This is a genomic window from Bradyrhizobium guangxiense (genome assembly GCF_004114915.1).
Taxonomy (GTDB): Bacteria; Pseudomonadota; Alphaproteobacteria; order Rhizobiales; family Xanthobacteraceae; genus Bradyrhizobium; species Bradyrhizobium guangxiense.
On record NZ_CP022219.1, the window covers coordinates 6,334,135 to 6,350,629 of the forward strand.

The following is a 16,495-nucleotide window of genomic DNA, read 5'->3' on the forward strand; positions in this document are numbered from 1 at the left end:
GATCGGGCGATCCAGTACTCCGAGGCGGAAGTGATCAAATCGGGAGGCCGCGGCGTACTGGATGGCCCGGTCAAGCCGGGGCATGACAGTAGAGTGTGCAGCTATACCCGGAAATGCTTCGATAGTTTGAGGCCCTGCGCCTGGTAGTTCGAGCCGATGCGCTGGCCGTACATCGCGTCGGGACGGGCCAGCATCTTCTCGTAGACGAGGCGGCCGACGATCTGGCCGTGCTCCAGGATGAACGGCACTTCGCGCGAGCGCACTTCCAGCACGGCGCGCGATCCTAGCCCGCCCGCGCCGGCATAGCCGAAGCCGGGATCGAAGAATCCGGCATAATGCACGCGGAATTCGCCGACCAGGGGATCGAACGGCACCATCTCCGCGGCGTAATCGGGCGGCACCTGCACGGCTTCCTTGGAGGCGAGGATGTAGAACTCGCCGGGATCGAGGATCAGGCTGCCATCGGGACGGGCCGAGATCGGTTCCCAGAAATCCTCCACCGCATAGCCGGAGCGGCGGTCGACATCGACGACGCCGGTGTGGCGCTTGGCGCGGTAGCCGACAAAACCATTCGCCTTCTCGCCCGACAGATCGACCGAGACGGCAACGCCGCCGGAGAGATCGGCATCGTCGATGTCGACGAGACGCTCGGCCGCATGCAGCGCATCGAGCTCGTCGGCATTGAGGATGGCATCGCCGGTGCGGAAGCGGACCTGGCTGAGGCGCGAGCCCTCGCGCACCAGCACCGGAAACGTCTTCGGGCTGATCTCGGCATAGAGCGGGCCGTGGTAGCCGGCGCCGATCATGTCAAAGCGGCGGGTGCCATCGGCGATCACGCGGGGGAAGACGTCGAGCCGGCCGGTCGAGCTCTTCGGATTGGCGGCCGCAACGATCTCCGGCGGCAGCGCCAGGCTTTCCAGCAGCGGCACGATGTAGACGCAGTTGGTCTCCAGCACCGCGCCGTCGGCGAGGCTGAACTCGTGCAACTTCAACTCGTCGATGCGCTCGGCGACGGTGGCGCCAGGACCGGGGAGGAAGCTGGCACGGACGCGATAGGCGATGTCGCCGAGGCGGAGATCGAGGCTGGCCGGCTGGATCTGGCTCTCGACGAAGTCGTAGGCGGGCAGGATGAGCCCCGCCTCCGCCATCGCCGCGATCATGCGGTCGGGCAGGATACCATTGGCGTCGGGCGCGACCGTGAACGTCAACGGGGGGTCCTCATCAGGGGTCAAGTGCATCCGGACATGCGGGAAATACAAGTCTTTTACGGCTATCCGATGGACGCCTTGACGGAAAGGGCATTGCGGAATATGAGCATCACTTATCCCGTGGTGATTTGAGCCGGCCGGCTTGCAGCCACGTTAAATAAGTCGCTAAACAGGCCGGGGACCTCTGTGATCCCGGCCCGTGGAGATATCCAGGCCGGTTTTTTTGTGACCGTTTTCGCATTCACGGTCATGTCGGAGGGTCCTATGTCGAAGTCGCCTGCTGCTTACCGTCCCGAAACCCGCCTGGTCCATTCCGGCACCCTGCGCTCGCAATATGGCGAGACGTCGGAGGCGCTGTTCCTGACGCAGGGCTACGTCTACAACAGCGCCGAGGAATGCGAGGCGCGGTTCAAGGGCGAGGACCCGGGCTTTATCTATTCGCGCTACTCCAACCCCACCATCGCGATGTTCGAGCGCCGCATGATCGAGCTCGAGGGCGCCGAGGCGGCGCGCTCGGCGGCGACCGGCATGGCCGCGGTGACCACCGCGATCCTGGCGCCGCTCAAGGCCGGCGATCACGTGGTCGCCTCGCGCGCGCTGTTCGGCTCGTGCCTCTACGTCATTCAGGACCTGTTGCCGCGCTACGGCATCGAGACCACGCTGGTCGACGGTGCCAATCTCGATGAATGGCAGCGCGCGGTGAAGCCCAACACCAAGACGTTCTTCCTGGAGAGCCCGACCAATCCAACGCTCGACGTGCTCGACATTCCCTCGATTGCCGAGATCGCGCACAAGGGCGGCGCGCGGCTCGTCGTCGACAATGTGTTCGCAACACCGATCTGGCAGAGCCCGCTCGCGCTCGGAGCCGACGTCGTGGTCTATTCCGCGACCAAGCATATCGACGGCCAGGGCCGCTGCCTCGGCGGCATCATCCTGTCGTCGGAAGCCTTCATCGCCGAGCACATCCACAACTTCATGCGCCAGACCGGCCCGTCGATCTCGCCGTTCAACGCCTGGGTTCTGCTCAAGGGCCTGGAGACGCTGGGCGTGCGCGTGCGCGCGCAGACCGACACGGCCGCACGCGTCGCCGAGGTGCTGGCGAGCCATCCGAAGATTTCGCGGCTGGTCTATCCCGGCCGCGCCGATCATCCGCAGGCGGCATTGGTGAAGAAGCAGATGCGCGGCGGCTCGACACTGGTCGGCTTCGAGGTCAAGGGTGGCAAGCAGGCCGCGTTCCGCGTGCTCAACGAGCTCAAGCTTGCGAAAATCTCGAACAATCTCGGCGACGCCAAGAGCCTCGTCACCCATCCGGCGACGACGACGCATCAGCGCCTGAAGCCGGAGGATCGCGCCGCGCTCGGCATCAGCGAGGGGTTCATCCGCTTCTCCGCGGGGCTGGAGCATGCCGACGATCTGATCGAGGATCTGACGGCGGCGCTGGAGAAGGCGTGATCTTCTTACCCTCCCCTGGAGGGGTAGGGTCGGCTCGCATAGAGCGCAGCGAAATGTGAGACGGGGTGGGGTGCGGTCTCTCCACATCCAACAGTGCCCGAATGGAGAGATCACCCCACCCGCTCGCGCAGCGCGCGATCGAGGGGAGGGTGAAGCAGCCCTACATCGGCCGATACGTTCTCACATCGGCAGGCACGTTCACGCCGAGCTTGATCTGGCCGACGGAGCGGATGATGTCGTCGCCAAGCAGCTGGGCGAAGCAAGCATAGCCCCAATCGTTCATGTGCAGACCGTCGGCGATGACGAAGCTCTCGACCGGGATCGACTGGTTCTCGTGCCAGTCGCGCATCACCTCGAAGCGCGGGAAGATGCCGACCTTGCGGAGCTCGGCGACCTTGCCAAGCAGCTTGATCATCTTGCCGGCGCTCTCCTTGCGCTGGTTGACGGCCGGCGAATATTGCGGATCGACCAGCACGATATCGGCACCGCCGGCGGCCTGGATGCGGCTGATGCCGTCCTCGACCAGTTTGGCGGTGTCGCCGGGATCGAGATTGCGCAGCACGGCGTTGGTGCCGACCTGCCAGATCACCATGTCCGGATGCACGTCGATCACCTGCGTCTGGAGGCGCCTCATCATCTCGGGCGCATCCTCGCCGCCGACGCCGGCATTGATGACGGTGATGTCGGCAGTCGGGTAGTGACGCCGCAGCTGCGCGGCGAGACGGTTCGGATAGTTGAACTCCGGCGAGCTCGCGCCGAATCCTGCCGTGGACGACGAACCGAACGCGACGATGACCACGGGCTGGCCGGCGACCAGCTTGCTTGCGACATGCGGCAGCGAGCCCATCGCCTTCGAGCCGCCTTTCGGCGGCAGACAAGGCACGCGGCTGAAGATGTCGGCGGTGGACTTCGCGACCTCCTTCACCTTATCGATGGCGCGCGACGTGACGCCGCGCTGCTCGGGCGACCTTGCCGCGACGGTGGTCTGGGAGGACGCAGCGGGCGCGGGATCAGCCGACTGCGCGGGTGCGGGGGCCGGCTGTGCGGCTGGCGTCTGCGCATACGAGGCCGGCGTCAGCAACAGCAGCGCCGCCATAGCGGGCGCAGCCAGCCGTAACGTCAGGCAAAAAGGGCGGAGAGAACTCATTAACGCTAGACCTCAATTTTGCTGCTGGGCCGGCTCCAGATGGGCAGCGTCGATCACGAACTGTGCCAACGCCCGGCCAAGGCAATCATGGACCTGTTTCGCCAGCTCAGGCCCGCGGGACGGGCTGAACAGGTCGAACTGGCCCTGATCATTCCACTGCCGCATAATCGCGAAACGATCGAACAGCGGGATGTCGTGCTCCTGCGCCACGACGCGCATATTATCGAGAAAAGGCTGCGCCGAGATCATGGTTTCGGTGCGCGGGCTGTATTGCAAATTCATCAAGACGACGTCAGCCCCTGCCTTTTGCAGCGCAGCAACCCCGTCGGTCACCGCGCCACGAAATTCGTCGGGATCGATGGATCGGATAGCATCCACGGTCCCGGTCTGCCAGATGACCAAAGTAGGCGTTTTTGCTTCCATCAGCTTAACGAAGGTGGAGGCGGTCTCCTCTGCGGTTTTCTTGCTCTGTATTTCTACGGAGACGTGCACCAATTCCGAAGGCGGCAGCTTCTCCCTGAGGATCGCCTCCATGCGTGCCGGATAGGAGCTGCCCTCCGAGGACGGAATCGTGGTCGAGCGGCTGCCGATCACCAGGATATCGAGCGGCTTGCCGGCCTTGATGGCGTCGGCGACCTTGGGCAGCTGGCTTTCGCTGGTCAGCAGATAGGGCGGCAATTCGCAGGCCGAGGGCGCGGGGGGAGCAGCGGACGCGGCTTCGCCCGCGCGCGCCACGGGCGCGGCGAGGCCACCGCATAGCAGGATCAGGCTCAGGAGAACCTTCGCCTTCATCAGCCCCCTCCCGCCAAATCGGCGTTGCCGACGGCGTTTTTGGTTTTCGCACCGCTCTTGTCAGCCACGCTCTTGTACCACGAAATCACCCAGGCCACGCCCCACATGATCAGGACCCCGGAGAGACTAATCAGCGCATGCATGGCTGCGCCGCCGGAGACTTCGGCGAGAATGAAATGGCCGGCAAAGGCCAGGAAGACACCGAGGCAGAAGATCTCGAGGGAATGCTGGCCGCACAGGATCAAAGGCCGCAACCAGCGCGATTTCAAGCCCGGCCAGTCCCGGGGCAGGAAGCGCACGGTGAGCGCGGCCAGCGCCAGGAAATGCGTGAAGCGCAGCACGTCGAGATCGGTCTTGTCGATCGGATACATCCACTGCTCGATCCGCTTCGGCATGAATTGGGAGAGCTGCGGCACGTACCAGGTCAGCGTCACGTAGAACGCCGCGACGAGATAGGCGATCGAGATCCACATCGTCACCGGCGAGGCCAGGATGCGTGACATGCGGCGCGCACCTCCGAGCGCGCACCATGCACCGAACACGAACAGCAATTGCCAGGCGAAGGGATTGAAGGCCCAGAAGCCGTTCGGATAGGCCGACAAATAGAGATCGTACTCCCAGGTGACTGCGTAGAGCACGACCGAGAGGCCGAGCGTGACGTCGGGCCGCCATTTCATCGACCACAGGATCAAGGGCAGCGCCAGCATCAGCACGATATAGAGCGGCAGCACGTCCATGTTGACGGGACGGAAGCGCAACAGCAGCGCCTGCACGATGGTGACGTCGGGCTGCTTGAGGAAGTCCATGATCCCCATCTCTTCGGTATAGAGCGGGTTCTCGAACCTGGTCGCGACGTAGGAGATTTCGGCGAGGAAGATCGTGAACAGGAAGACGTGGGCAACGTAGATCTGCCAGACCCGGCGCAGGATGCGCGCGGTGGCGATGACGACGCCGCTCTCCAGCATCGCCCGGCCATAGACGAAGGCCGCGGTGTAGCCGGAAATGAAGATGAAGATCTCGGTGGCGTCGCTGAAGCCGTAATTGCGGATCGTGAACCAGGTCAAGAGACTGGGCGGCAGATGGTCGATGAAGATCAGCCATAGCGCGAGCCCGCGGAACAGGTCGAGCCGGAGCTCGCGCTCGCCGATGGCGGGCAATGTGATGGCCGGCGCCCTCGCACGCGGCTTCGTCTCCGCAGGCTGGGCAGTTCCCGCGATGGTCGATCCCGTCACTTGGTCGGCAATGGTCATCGGGGCCCAAAAACCCTTCCGCAGGTCGCGACGTCTCAATGAGTGTACCGGTCCGGTCGGCATCTCGCAAAGCGGCCGGATCACACGAGGTCCCCCGTGGATGTTTCCCCTTTGGGGGGTATTTGCTTCGGGGTGTTTCCCTGGGATGTCATTCCCTTCGAATTCTGGCGGGACGATGGTGGCCAAGGCCGCGGGCGGCGTTTGGTTCCGGAGCCGGATTTCGGTATGGTATTAGCCATGTACCGCGCCGTGACCCGCCAGATCGAAGTGACCGTCGAGCCGAACTTTGTTCCGGAGCAGTCGTCGGCCGACCGCTCCCGCTACTTCTGGTCCTACACCATCGTCATCACCAATTCCGGCGAGGAAACCGTGCAGCTCAAGACGCGGCACTGGATCATCACCGACGCCTCCGGCCGCCAGCAGGAGGTGAAGGGCGAAGGCGTGGTCGGCGAGCAGCCGATCCTCGCCCCCGGCGAGCGCTTCGAATATACCTCCGGCGTGCCGCTCTCGACCGCCTCCGGCTTCATGACCGGGCGCTATCAGATGGTGAGCGAAAGCGGCGAGCGCTTCGAGATCGACGTGCCGGCGTTTTCGCTCGACAGCCCGGACAGCAAGCGGGTGTTGAATTAACGGCCTCACAAATGGCGGAGATGGCGTGACAGCTTCGTTCTCCAACTGTCGCTGTCATTCCCCGCGAAGGCGGGGAATCCAGTACGCGCTTCGCTCTGCCCACCTACGACGCTACGACTCCTACGCGTCCTCGACGCCCGCTTCATCCGGCGTGAAATCGTACACCGACGAGCAGAACTCGCAGGTGACGACGACCTTGTCGTCCTTGACCATCGCGGCACGATCGTCCGGCGAAAAGCTCTTGAGCATCGCGGCGACTGCATTGCGCGAGCAGGAGCACTGCGCCTTGAGGACTATCGGATTGAACACGCGCACGCCGCGCTCGTGGAACAGGCGAAACAGCAGCCTCTCGCCGGAGAGCTCGGGGTCGATCAGCTCGACGTCCTCGACCGTCTCGATCAGCGAACGCGCCTCGACCCAGGCGTCGTCCTCGGCGACGCTGTGCACCTCGACGCCGTCGGGGGCATCGCCGGGATGCAGGTCCGCCTGGCGCGCGCGCTCAGGCGCCTTGGGCAGAAACTGCATCAGCATGCCGCCGGCGCGCCAGCGATGCTTGCCGCCGTCGCTCGAGCGCCATTCCTCGCCAACCGCGAGGCGCACGCGCGTCGGGATCTGCTCGGAGCGCAGGAAATATTCGTGCGCGGCGTCTTCCAGACTGCCGCCGTCGAGCGCGACCAGGCCCTGGTAGCGGCTCATGTCGGGGCCCTGGTCGATGGTCATGGCGAGATGACCGCGGCCAAGCAGTGTGCCGGAATCCAAGCCAGATTTTTGGACGTCGCCGAGGCGCGCGGCATCGAAGCGCGCATGGGCGCCCAGCCGATCCGGCGCCTGATAGTCCACCACCAGGAACGACACCGGACCGTCGGTCTGGGCCTGCAGGATGAAGCGGCCCTCGAATTTCAGCGCCGAGCCGAGCAGCGTCGTCAGCACGATGGCCTCGCCGAGCAGCTTGCCCACGGCAGCGGGATAATCGTGCTTGGTCAGGATGTCGTCGAGCGCCGGACCAAGCCGCACCAGGCGGCCGCGCACGTCGAGCGCGTCGACCTCGTAAGGCAGCACAGCGTCGTCGATCGGAACCGCCGATGGTGCGCGAACCAGGCCTTCAGGCCCGGTTTTCATGTCAGGGGATTGGGAAACCATGGCGCTTTATCTGGGGTCGGAGGGCGGAAATGGAAGGGGGCGCGGGGTGGTGTGTTCCCGATGCGATTAGGTTGCACAAGGTTGCGGCAAATTCGATGTTGTCCCGGACAAGCGTAAGCGCAGCTCCGGGACCCATCATCACAGGATGCGATTTGACGAAGACTGTTCGCCTCCGCGAGCCTGCCACAAAGAGAGATTCCGCGGTATGGGTCCCTGCGCCCGTGCGCAATTGCGCACCCGGCAGGGACGCCAGTTGGTGTAAGGTGGCAGCCGGACTCCAGCGAACCTACTTCACCGCGTCAAAGCACCAGGCCAGAATGCCCTTCTGCGCGTGCAGGCGGTTTTCGGCCTCGTCGAACACGACCGATTGCGGACCGTCGATCACCTCGTCGGTGACCTCCTCGCCGCGATGGGCGGGCAGGCAGTGCATGAACAGCGCATCGGGCTTGGCGAGCGACATCAGCTTGCTGTTGACCTGGTAGGGCTTGAGCACGTTGTGGCGATGCTCGCCTTCCTTGTCGCCCATCGACACCCAGGTGTCGGTGACGACGCAATCGGCACCGCGCACGGCGGCTTCCGGATCGGTGCCGAGCACGATCGGCGCGCCCGTCGCCTTGACCCAGTCGCGCATCGCCTTTTTCGGCGCGAGCTCCGGAGGGGTGGCGACGTTGAGCTGAAACTTGAAGCGCTCGGCGGCATGCGCCCATGACGCCAGAACGTTGTTGTCGTCGCCAGTCCAGGCCACCGTCTTGCCCTCGATCGGACCGCGATGCTCCTCATAGGTCATGAGGTCGGCCATCACCTGGCAGGGATGCGAACGCCGCGTCAGGCCGTTGATGACGGGCACGGTGGCGTTGGCCGCAAGCTCCAGCAGGGCCTCGTGATTGAGGATGCGGATCATGATGGCGTCGACGTAACGCGACAGCACGCGTGCGGTGTCGGCGATGGTCTCGCCGCGGCCGAGCTGCATCTCGGCGCCGGTGAGCATGATGGGTTCGCCGCCGAGCTGGCGCATGGCGACGTCGAACGAGACCCGCGTGCGGGTCGAGGGCCGCTCGAAGATCATCGCCAGCGTCTTGCCTTCGAGCGGCCGCACCGGCTGTTGTGCCTTCTGCTTCGCCTTCATCGCGGAGGAGGCGGCGAGCATGCGCTTGAGCTCCGACAGCGGCAGCTCGTTGATGTCGAGGAAGTGCTTCGGCGTCTTGGTGGGGGACTTGCTCATCAGCTTGCCGCCCGCTTGGTCTGGCCCGCCGACAATGCGGTGCAGGCACGCTCCAGCCGCCCGACGCTGTCCTCGATCTCGGCTTCACTGACGATCAGCGGTGGCAGGAAGCGGACGACATTGTCGCCGGCCCCGACGGTCAGCAGTTTCTCGTCGCGCAAGGCGGCCACGAGATCGCCCGACGGCACGACGGCCTTGATGCCGATCAGGAGGCCCTCGCCGCGCACTTCGCTGACGATGTCGGGATGACGGTCGATCACGGAGGCGAGCTTCTGCTTGAGAAGCAGCGACATCTTCTGCACGTGGTCGAAGAAGCCGGGCTTGAGCATGACGTCGAGTACGGCGTTGGCCGCGGCGATCGCCAGCGGATTGCCGCCGAAGGTCGAGCCGTGCGAGCCAGGCCCCATGCCTGAAGCCGCATCAGCGGTCGCCAGGATTGCGCCGATCGGGAAGCCGCCACCGAGCGCCTTCGCCAGCGACATCACGTCAGGTGCGACGCCGGTGCGCCGATGGGCGAACAGATCACCGGCGCGGCCCATGCCGGTCTGCACCTCGTCGAATGCGAGCAGCAAGCCCTTCTCGTCGCAGAGCTGGCGCAGCGCCTTGAGGAAGCCGGGAGGTGCCGAGCGCACGCCGCCCTCGCCCTGGATCGGCTCGATCAGGATGCCGGCGGGGCCGGGGCCGATCGCCTTCTTGACGGCTTCGAGGTCGCCATGCGGCACTTGGTCGAAGCCGTCCATCGGCGGGCCGAACCCTTCGAGATATTTGGCGGAGCCCGTCGCAGCCAGCGTCGCCAACGTGCGGCCGTGGAAGGCGCCTTCGAAGGTGATGATGCGGTAGCGCTCCGGATGGCCCTTGGAGAAATGATGATGGCGGACCAGCTTGATCACGCCCTCCAGCGCCTCGGCGCCGGAATTGCAGAAGAACACGAAGTCCGCAAAGCTCTCGCTGCACAGGCGCGCGGCGAGCTTCTCGCCGTCCGGGCTCTGAAACAGGTTCGACATGTGCCACAGCCTGGTCGCCTGCTCCTGCAACGCCTTGATCAGATGCGGATGGCAATGGCCGAGCGCGTTCACCGCGACGCCCGAGGTGAAATCGAGATAGCGATCACCGTTGGTCGCGATCAGCCAGCAGCCTTCGCCGCGTTCGAAACCGAGGTTGGCCCTGGCGAAAACGGGGAGCAAATGCGGCGCTGCGCTGTTAGTCATGACGGTCACTTGAATGTTGCGGACGGCGTGAGGCGTGCATTGCGCAACGCACCATCGACCGGCCCGGAAAACGAAACGTGCCGCCTTTTAAGGGCGGCACGCGCAACTATCTTATGCTCGGCGAAACTGGTGTCAATGCCACCTGGAAAGCCTCGGGAAACGCTGATTCCGTAGTCTTGCGGTGGCGATTTTGCGGGTTTTTCACCACGGAACATGTGGAAGCGAGTCGGCGGACTCTTGCGCGTGAGTCACGCCATATTGTAGCGTTTGAACTGTCAGATACGACATCTCGTGCAGCGGTTCTGATCCCAAGAGTCCTCATGTACCGGCGTAAACGTTCGGGCGTTAGTCACGCGCCCGGCGAGCCTTAAGGGATTCTGACGGCACGGGTTTTTCGAGGCTTAGGCATTCGCCGCAACGGCGCCAGGACGGCAGCCGCGCGGCGAGGGAAAGGGTGCAATGACGGTTTTGACCTGGTCCGATGATCGCGTCGAGCAGCTTAAGAAGCTCTGGGAGGCCGGGCTTTCGGCCAGCCAGATCGCAGCAGAGCTCGGCAATGTGACCCGCAATGCCGTGATCGGCAAAGTGCACCGGCTCGGTTTGTCCGGCCGCGCCAAGAGCCCGTCATCGGCCGCGCCCCGGCCGCGCAAGGCGCGTCCGGCACAGCACATGATGCGGGTGAGCCGCCCCATCGCGCGCGGCAACACCGCGCTGGCGCAGGCCTTCGAGGTCGAGGTCGAGGCCGAACCCGTTACCTACGACAACGTGGTCCCGATGAGCCAGCGGCTGTCGTTGCTCGAATTGAACGAGGCGACCTGCCACTGGCCGGTCGGCGATCCCTCGAGCCCGGATTTCTTCTTCTGCGGCGGCAAGGCGCTGTCCGGCCTGCCCTATTGCGCCCAGCACTCGCGCGTGGCGTATCAGCCCGCGGCGGATCGCCGGCGCGCACCGGCCAAGCCGGGCCCGCGGTGAGATCAGCCAGGTAACATCGAGACGAAAAAGCGCGCCGGCCGGTGCGCTTTTTGTTGACCTCTCTGGATTAGACGTTACGTCTGCTCGGCCTTCGCGAAGCGATCGTCGAGTGCGTAGCCGGCGCCGCGGACGGTGCGGATCGGGTCCTGCTCGCGGCCGAGATTGAGCAGTTTGCGCAGGCGGCCGATATGGACGTCGACGGTACGCTCGTCGATGTAGATGTCGCGGCCCCAGACGCTGTCGAGCAGCTGCTCGCGCGAGAACACCCGACCGGGATGCTCCAGGAAGAACTCCAGCAGGCGATATTCGGTCGGGCCGAGATCGATCGGCCGCCCCGAGCGCGCCACACGGCGCTTGTCGCGGTCGAGCTCGATGTCGCCATAAGCGAGCACGGTGGCGAGCCGCTCCGGGCTGGCGCGCCGCAAGAGGCCCTTCACGCGCGCCAGCAGCTCCGGCACCGAGAACGGCTTGACGATGTAATCGTCGGCGCCGGTGGCAAGACCGCGCACCCGCTCGCTCTCCTCGCCGCGCGCGGTGAGCATGATAATCGGCAGCTGCTTGGTCTCGGGACGGGTGCGCAGGCGGCGGCACAGCTCGATGCCGGACAGGCCCGGCAGCATCCAGTCGAGCACGATCAGGTCGGGAATGTGCTCCTTGAGGCGGGGATCGGCATCGTCGCCGCGCATCACCGTCTCGACGTCATAGCCGTCGCCTTCGAGGTTGTAGCGCAGAAGCTCGGTGAGAGCTTCCTCGTCCTCAACCACCATAATGCGTGCGCCCATGGTGTCGTCGCTCCTTAAGTCTTCAGGTATTCGGGATCGTCGTGGCGAACGTGGTCATGTCGCCCTTCGGCCGCTTGTCGGTGATCGCCTGGCCCTCGATCATGTAGAACACGGTCTCGGCGATGTTGGTGGCGTGGTCGCCGATCCGCTCGATGTTCTTGGCGCAGAACATCAGATGGATGCAGAACGAGATGTTGCGCGGATCCTCCATCATGTAGGTAAGGAGCTCGCGGAACAGCGAGGTGCAGATCGCGTCGACTTCCTCGTCACCCTTCCACACCGCCATCGCCGCCGGCAGATCGTGCGCGGCATAGGCGTCCAGCACGCTCTTGACCTGCTGCTGCACGAGGTCGGTCATGTGCTCCAGGCCGCGGAACAGTTTGAGCGGATGGAAGTCGGTCTCCAGCGCCGCGACGCGCTTGCCCATGTTCTTGGCGAGGTCGCCGATCCGCTCGAGGTCGGTCGCAACGCGCATGGCGCCAACGATCTCGCGCAGATCCACCGCCATCGGCTGGCGCCGGGCGATGGTGAGCACCGCGCGTTCCTCGATGCGCTTCTGCAGCGCGTCGAGGTCGGCGTCGGTGGTGACGACGCGCTGGCCGAGCGCGACGTCGCGGCGGATCAGCGCGTCGACGGACTCGACGATCATGCGTTCGGCGATTCCGCCCATCTCGGCGACCAGGCGGGTGAGCTCCTGGAGGTCGGTGTCGAAAGCCTTTGCGGTATGTTCAGAACCCATGTCCCGTCTCCTCAGCCGAACCGGCCGGTGATGTAATCCTGCGTACGCCGGTCGCTCGGCGACGTGAAGATCTTGCTGGTGTCGTCGAACTCGATCAACTCGCCGAGATACATGAAGGCGGTCTTGTCCGAGACGCGCGCCGCCTGCTGCATATTGTGGGTGACGATCGCGATCGTGTAGTTCTCGGACAATTCCTGGATCAGCTCCTCGACCTTGGCGGTCGAGATCGGGTCGAGCGCCGAGCAGGGCTCGTCGAATAGGATCACCTCGGGCCGCACCGCGACGGTGCGGGCGATGCACAGGCGCTGCTGCTGGCCGCCGGAAAGCGACAGGCCGGAGGCGTTGAGCTTGTCCTTGACCTCGTTCCACAGCGCGCCGCCGCGCAGCGCCTTCTCGACGCGGTCGTCCATCTCGGATTTCGAGATCTTTTCATAAAGCCGGATGCCGAAGGCGATGTTCTCGTAGATCGTCATCGGGAACGGCGTCGGCTTCTGGAACACCATGCCGACGCGGGCGCGCAGCAGGTTCAGGTCCAGCTTGGGGTCGAGGATGTTGGTCTGGTCGAGCATGAGCTGACCGGTAGCGCGCTGCCCCGGATAGAGGTCGTACATCCGGTTGAAGATGCGCAGCAGGGTCGACTTGCCGCAGCCCGACGGGCCGATGAACGCCGTGACGCGGTTGGTGCCCAGCGTCAGGTTGATGTTCTTCAGTGCATGGTGCTCGCCGTAATAGAAGTTGAGGTTGCGCACCGTCACCTTGGCGGGCGCTTCCGGCAGCGGCTGCTGCGAGGCAAGATGAGCGTTGGAACTCACGGATACGGAAAGGTCGGTCATTTTGCAGTCCTCTCGGCGCCGAGGATGCGCGCGCCAATGTTCAGGGCAAGCACGGTGATCGTGATCAGCAGCGCGCCGCTCCAGGCGAGCTGCTTCCAATAGGCGTAGGGGCTCTGCACGAAGTTGTTGATGGTGACCGGCAGGTTCGCCATCGTCTTGTTCAGGCTGAGGCTGAAGAACTGGTTCGACAGCGCGGTGAAGAGCAGCGGCGCGGTCTCGCCGGCGACGCGGGCGGTGGCGAGCAGCACGCCGGTGATGAGACCGGAGCGCGCGGCGCGGTAGGCGATGCGCTTGATCACCAGCGAGCGCGGCAGGCCGAGCGCGCTTGCCGCCTCGCGCAGCGCGTTCGGCACCAACAGCAGCATGTCCTCGGTCGTGCGAAGCACCACCGGGATGACGATGACGGCGAGCGCCAGCGCACCCGCGATCGCCGAGAAGCCGCGCATCGGCACCACCACGGCGCCGTAGATGAACAGGCCGATGATGATCGAGGGCGCCGAGAGCAGAATGTCGTTGATGAAGCGGATCACCGAGGTCAGCTTGTCGTTGCGGCCGTACTCGGCGAGATAGGTGCCGGCGAACAGGCCGAGCGGCGCGCCGATGCCGACGCCGAGCACGGTCATGATCAGCGAGCCGACGATAGCGTTGAGCAGGCCGCCTTCGGTCGAGCCGGGCGGCGGCGTGTTCTCGGTGAAGATCTGCAGGTTCAGACCGCTCACACCGTTGTAGAGCAGCGTCATCAGGATCAGCGCGAGCCAGGTGACGCCGAAGGCGGCGGCGGCGATGCAGAGGCCGCGGACCACGATGTCCTTGCGGCGGCGGCGTACGTAGATCGGGTTCATGTCACTTCCCCGCCTTCTTTTCCAGACGCAGCAGCATCAGCCGCGCGGCCGCGAGCACGAAGAACGTCAGCACGAACAGGAGCAAGCCGAGCAGGATCAGGCCGGACTGGTGCAGACCGTCGCTCTCGGCGAACTCCGATGCGATCGCCGCCGAGATCGTGGTGCCCGGCGCGAAGATCGACGAGGAGATGCGGAACGAGTTGCCGATGATGAAGGTCACCGCCATGGTCTCGCCGAGCGCGCGGCCCAGCGCCAGCATGACGCCACCGATGATGCCGACGCGGGTATAGGGGATCACCACGCTGCGGACGACTTCCCAGGTGGTGCAGCCGACACCGTAGGCGGCTTCCTTCAGGACCGGCGGCACCGTCTTGAACACGTCGACCGAGATCGAGGTGATGAAGGGCAGCACCATGATGGCGAGGATCAGCGCGGCGTTGAACAGGCTGAGATAGGACGGAGGACCTGCGAAGATCGCGCCCAGCACGGGGACGCCGTCGAAGATCCTGATCATGAAGGGCTGGAACGTGTTGGCCAGGAACGGGCCGAGCACGAAGAACCCCCACATGCCGTAGATGATCGAGGGGATGCCGGCGAGCAGCTCGACCGCCATGCCGATCGGGCGGCGCAGCCATTGCGGGCAGAGCTCGGTGAGGAAGATGGCGATGCCGAGACCGACGGGAATGGCGATCAGCATCGCGATGAAGGAGGTGACGAGCGTGCCGTACATCGGCCCGAGGGCGCCGAGCACGGGCGGATCGGCCGACGGGGCCCAGCGCTGCGTCCACAGGAAGGAGAGGCCGTATTCCTTCATCGCCGGGAACGCGCCGACGATCAGCGAGACGATGATGCCGCCGAGAATGAGCAGCACCGATATCGCGGACAACCGCGTGATCCAGTAGAAGGTGACGTCGCCGAGCTTGAACGCGCTCAAGGCCTTGGCGCGGTCATACGGTCCGGCGTCGTCGATTACATCGCTCTGAACGGCCATCTCAGCCACGCCAATCCCCTGTACCCGTTATATACGCTTGTTGCCGGTTGTTGTGGTCTTGCGCTCCGGACGCGGCGCAAGGCCGATCCGGAGCGGAGGTTTTTTCGATATCCCGGCGTGATGTCCGGGACAGGAGCGTTAGCTCTTGATCTCGGCAGCCCAGGTCTTCTCGATCAGCTTGACGACGCCGTCCGGCATCGGGATGTAGTCGAGCTCTTCAGCCGCCTTGCCGCCGTTCTTGAAGGCCCAGCGGAAGAACTTGATGGCTTCCTGCGAGGCCGCCTTGTCGGTGGCGTCCTTGTGCATCAGGATGAAGGTAGCCGCCGTGATCGGCCAGGACTTGTCGCCGGGCTGGTCGGTCAGGATGACGTAGTAGCCGGGCGCCTTGGCCCAGTCGGCGTTGGAGGCGGCCGCCTGGAACGCTTCGACGGTCGGCTGCACGGGCTTGCCGGCCTTGTTCACGAGACCGGCGTAGGTCAGCTTGTTCTGCTTGGCATAGGCGTACTCGACATAGCCGATCGAGTTCTTGGTCTGGCTGATGTTGCCCGACACGCCTTCGTTGCCCTTGGCGCCGACGCCGACCGGCCACTCGACCGCGGTGCCCTCGCCAACCTTGCTCTTCCAGTCCGCGCTCGCCTTGGAGAGGTAGTTGGTGAAGTTGAAGGTGGTGCCCGAACCGTCCGAGCGGCGGACCACGGTGATCGCCTCCGCGGGCAGCTTCGCGTTCGGATTGAGCTTCTTAATCGCGGCGTCGTCCCACTTGGTGATCTTGCCGAGATAGATGTTGGCCAGCGTCTCGCCGTCGAACATCAGTTCGCCCGGCTTCACGCCCTCGATGTTGACCACGGGAACGATGGCACCCATCACCATCGGCCACTGGACGAGGCCGTCCTTCTCGAGCTGCTCGGCCTTGAGCGGGGCGTCGCTGGCGCCGAAGGTCACGGTCTTGGCCTGGATCTGCTTGATGCCGCCGCCCGAACCGATCGACTGGTAGTTCAGACCGTTGCCGGTCTCCTTCTTATAGGCGTCAGCCCATTTGGAATAGATCGGGAACGGGAAGGTCGCGCCGGCCCCGGTGATGTCGGCCGCAAAGGCCACCGTCGTCGATGCGGCGACCAAGCCGGCAACGACCATCGTCTTGAGGAAATTCATGCTGGTCTCCATACAGGGGAACGAAGCGCCATCTGCGCCCGATCGCGCTCCCCGCGCCGCCCCTTTAGGAGCGGTCGGCTGTGCTTTTACGAAGGTTTCATGACAGTTGGATGACGCCAACAAGCGACTGAAATC

At 64.7% G+C, this 16,495-nt stretch carries 16 protein-coding genes and 1 riboswitch; of the genes, 3 read left to right on the forward strand and 13 right to left on the reverse strand.

Going from position 1 to position 16,495, the window contains the following annotated elements; all coding sequences use genetic code 11:
• Positions 1 to 101: 101 nt before the first annotated feature.
• Positions 102 to 1,238: a 2'-deoxycytidine 5'-triphosphate deaminase gene (locus tag X268_RS30435; protein WP_128928357.1), complete on the reverse strand. Its 1,137-nt coding sequence runs from the start codon at positions 1,236 to 1,238 to the stop codon at positions 102 to 104.
• Between the two features lie 80 nt (positions 1,239 to 1,318).
• A riboswitch (SAM riboswitch) is annotated at positions 1,319 to 1,398 on the forward strand.
• A gap of 74 nt (positions 1,399 to 1,472) precedes the next feature.
• On the opposite strand from X268_RS30435, the gene X268_RS30440 reads away from it, so the two are divergent.
• Complete coding sequence (locus X268_RS30440) at positions 1,473 to 2,660, forward strand: O-succinylhomoserine sulfhydrylase (protein WP_164938006.1); 1,188 nt, start codon at positions 1,473 to 1,475, stop codon at positions 2,658 to 2,660.
• Between the two features lie 160 nt (positions 2,661 to 2,820).
• On the opposite strand, the gene X268_RS30445 is transcribed toward X268_RS30440, so the two are convergent.
• Genes X268_RS30445 through X268_RS30455 form a run of 3 tightly spaced genes read right to left on the reverse strand, consistent with a single transcriptional unit; the run spans position 2,821 to position 5,849 of the window.
• Positions 2,821 to 3,807, reverse strand: a complete 987-nt coding sequence (locus tag X268_RS30445; protein WP_128928359.1) for an SGNH/GDSL hydrolase family protein — start codon at positions 3,805 to 3,807, stop codon at positions 2,821 to 2,823.
• Positions 3,808 to 3,819: 12 nt separating this feature from the next.
• Entirely contained in the window at positions 3,820 to 4,599 is a 780-nt protein-coding gene (locus X268_RS30450; protein WP_128928360.1) for an SGNH/GDSL hydrolase family protein, read from the reverse strand.
• Entirely contained in the window at positions 4,599 to 5,849 is a 1,251-nt protein-coding gene (locus tag X268_RS30455) for an OpgC domain-containing protein (RefSeq protein WP_128928361.1), read from the reverse strand. The genes X268_RS30450 and X268_RS30455 overlap by 1 nt, the downstream gene beginning before the upstream one ends.
• A 237-nt stretch (positions 5,850 to 6,086) precedes the next feature.
• On the opposite strand from X268_RS30455, the gene apaG reads away from it, so the two are divergent.
• The gene (gene apaG / locus X268_RS30460; RefSeq protein ID WP_164718924.1) at positions 6,087 to 6,479 is read left to right on the forward strand and encodes a Co2+/Mg2+ efflux protein ApaG; all 393 of its coding nucleotides are present in this window, start codon (positions 6,087 to 6,089) and stop codon (positions 6,477 to 6,479) included.
• A 120-nt stretch (positions 6,480 to 6,599) separates the two neighbouring features.
• Here apaG and X268_RS30465 read toward each other — a convergent pair whose 3' ends face one another.
• The 3 genes from X268_RS30465 to X268_RS30475 form a co-directional block, all read right to left on the reverse strand.
• Positions 6,600 to 7,619, reverse strand: coding sequence for an Hsp33 family molecular chaperone (locus X268_RS30465; RefSeq protein ID WP_128928363.1), 1,020 nt, complete (start codon positions 7,617 to 7,619; stop codon positions 6,600 to 6,602).
• A gap of 286 nt (positions 7,620 to 7,905) precedes the next feature.
• The gene (argF, locus tag X268_RS30470) at positions 7,906 to 8,841 is read right to left on the reverse strand and encodes an ornithine carbamoyltransferase (RefSeq protein WP_128928364.1); all 936 of its coding nucleotides are present in this window, start codon (positions 8,839 to 8,841) and stop codon (positions 7,906 to 7,908) included.
• Complete coding sequence (locus X268_RS30475) at positions 8,841 to 10,049, reverse strand: aspartate aminotransferase family protein (protein ID WP_164938007.1); 1,209 nt, start codon at positions 10,047 to 10,049, stop codon at positions 8,841 to 8,843. Before X268_RS30475 ends, argF begins: the two co-directional genes overlap by 1 nt.
• 459 nt (positions 10,050 to 10,508) lie before the next feature.
• On the opposite strand from X268_RS30475, the gene X268_RS30480 reads away from it, so the two are divergent.
• Positions 10,509 to 11,021 (forward strand): GcrA family cell cycle regulator, encoded by a 513-nt coding sequence (locus X268_RS30480; protein ID WP_015689154.1) that lies wholly within the window; start codon positions 10,509 to 10,511, stop codon positions 11,019 to 11,021.
• Positions 11,022 to 11,095: 74 nt separating this feature from the next.
• Here the strand turns inward: X268_RS30480 and phoB are convergent, their stop codons facing one another.
• From phoB to pstS, 6 genes are all read right to left on the reverse strand, one after another.
• The gene (gene phoB, locus X268_RS30485; RefSeq protein WP_128928366.1) at positions 11,096 to 11,803 is read right to left on the reverse strand and encodes a phosphate regulon transcriptional regulator PhoB; all 708 of its coding nucleotides are present in this window, start codon (positions 11,801 to 11,803) and stop codon (positions 11,096 to 11,098) included.
• Positions 11,804 to 11,825: 22 nt separating this feature from the next.
• The gene (phoU, locus tag X268_RS30490) at positions 11,826 to 12,542 is read right to left on the reverse strand and encodes a phosphate signaling complex protein PhoU (RefSeq protein ID WP_128928367.1); all 717 of its coding nucleotides are present in this window, start codon (positions 12,540 to 12,542) and stop codon (positions 11,826 to 11,828) included.
• An 11-nt stretch (positions 12,543 to 12,553) separates the two neighbouring features.
• Positions 12,554 to 13,375: a phosphate ABC transporter ATP-binding protein PstB gene (pstB, locus tag X268_RS30495; RefSeq protein WP_092289110.1), complete on the reverse strand. Its 822-nt coding sequence runs from the start codon at positions 13,373 to 13,375 to the stop codon at positions 12,554 to 12,556.
• The gene (pstA, locus tag X268_RS30500; RefSeq protein ID WP_128928368.1) at positions 13,372 to 14,217 is read right to left on the reverse strand and encodes a phosphate ABC transporter permease PstA; all 846 of its coding nucleotides are present in this window, start codon (positions 14,215 to 14,217) and stop codon (positions 13,372 to 13,374) included. The genes pstB and pstA overlap by 4 nt, the downstream gene beginning before the upstream one ends.
• Position 14,218: 1 nt before the next feature.
• Positions 14,219 to 15,208 carry a phosphate ABC transporter permease subunit PstC gene (gene pstC / locus X268_RS30505; RefSeq protein WP_164938203.1) on the reverse strand — a complete coding sequence of 330 codons (990 nt, stop codon included), beginning with the start codon at positions 15,206 to 15,208 and terminating at the stop codon, positions 14,219 to 14,221.
• 138 nt (positions 15,209 to 15,346) lie between these two features.
• Positions 15,347 to 16,360: a phosphate ABC transporter substrate-binding protein PstS gene (gene pstS, locus X268_RS30510; RefSeq protein WP_128928370.1), complete on the reverse strand. Its 1,014-nt coding sequence runs from the start codon at positions 16,358 to 16,360 to the stop codon at positions 15,347 to 15,349.
• Positions 16,361 to 16,495 lie beyond the last annotated feature (135 nt).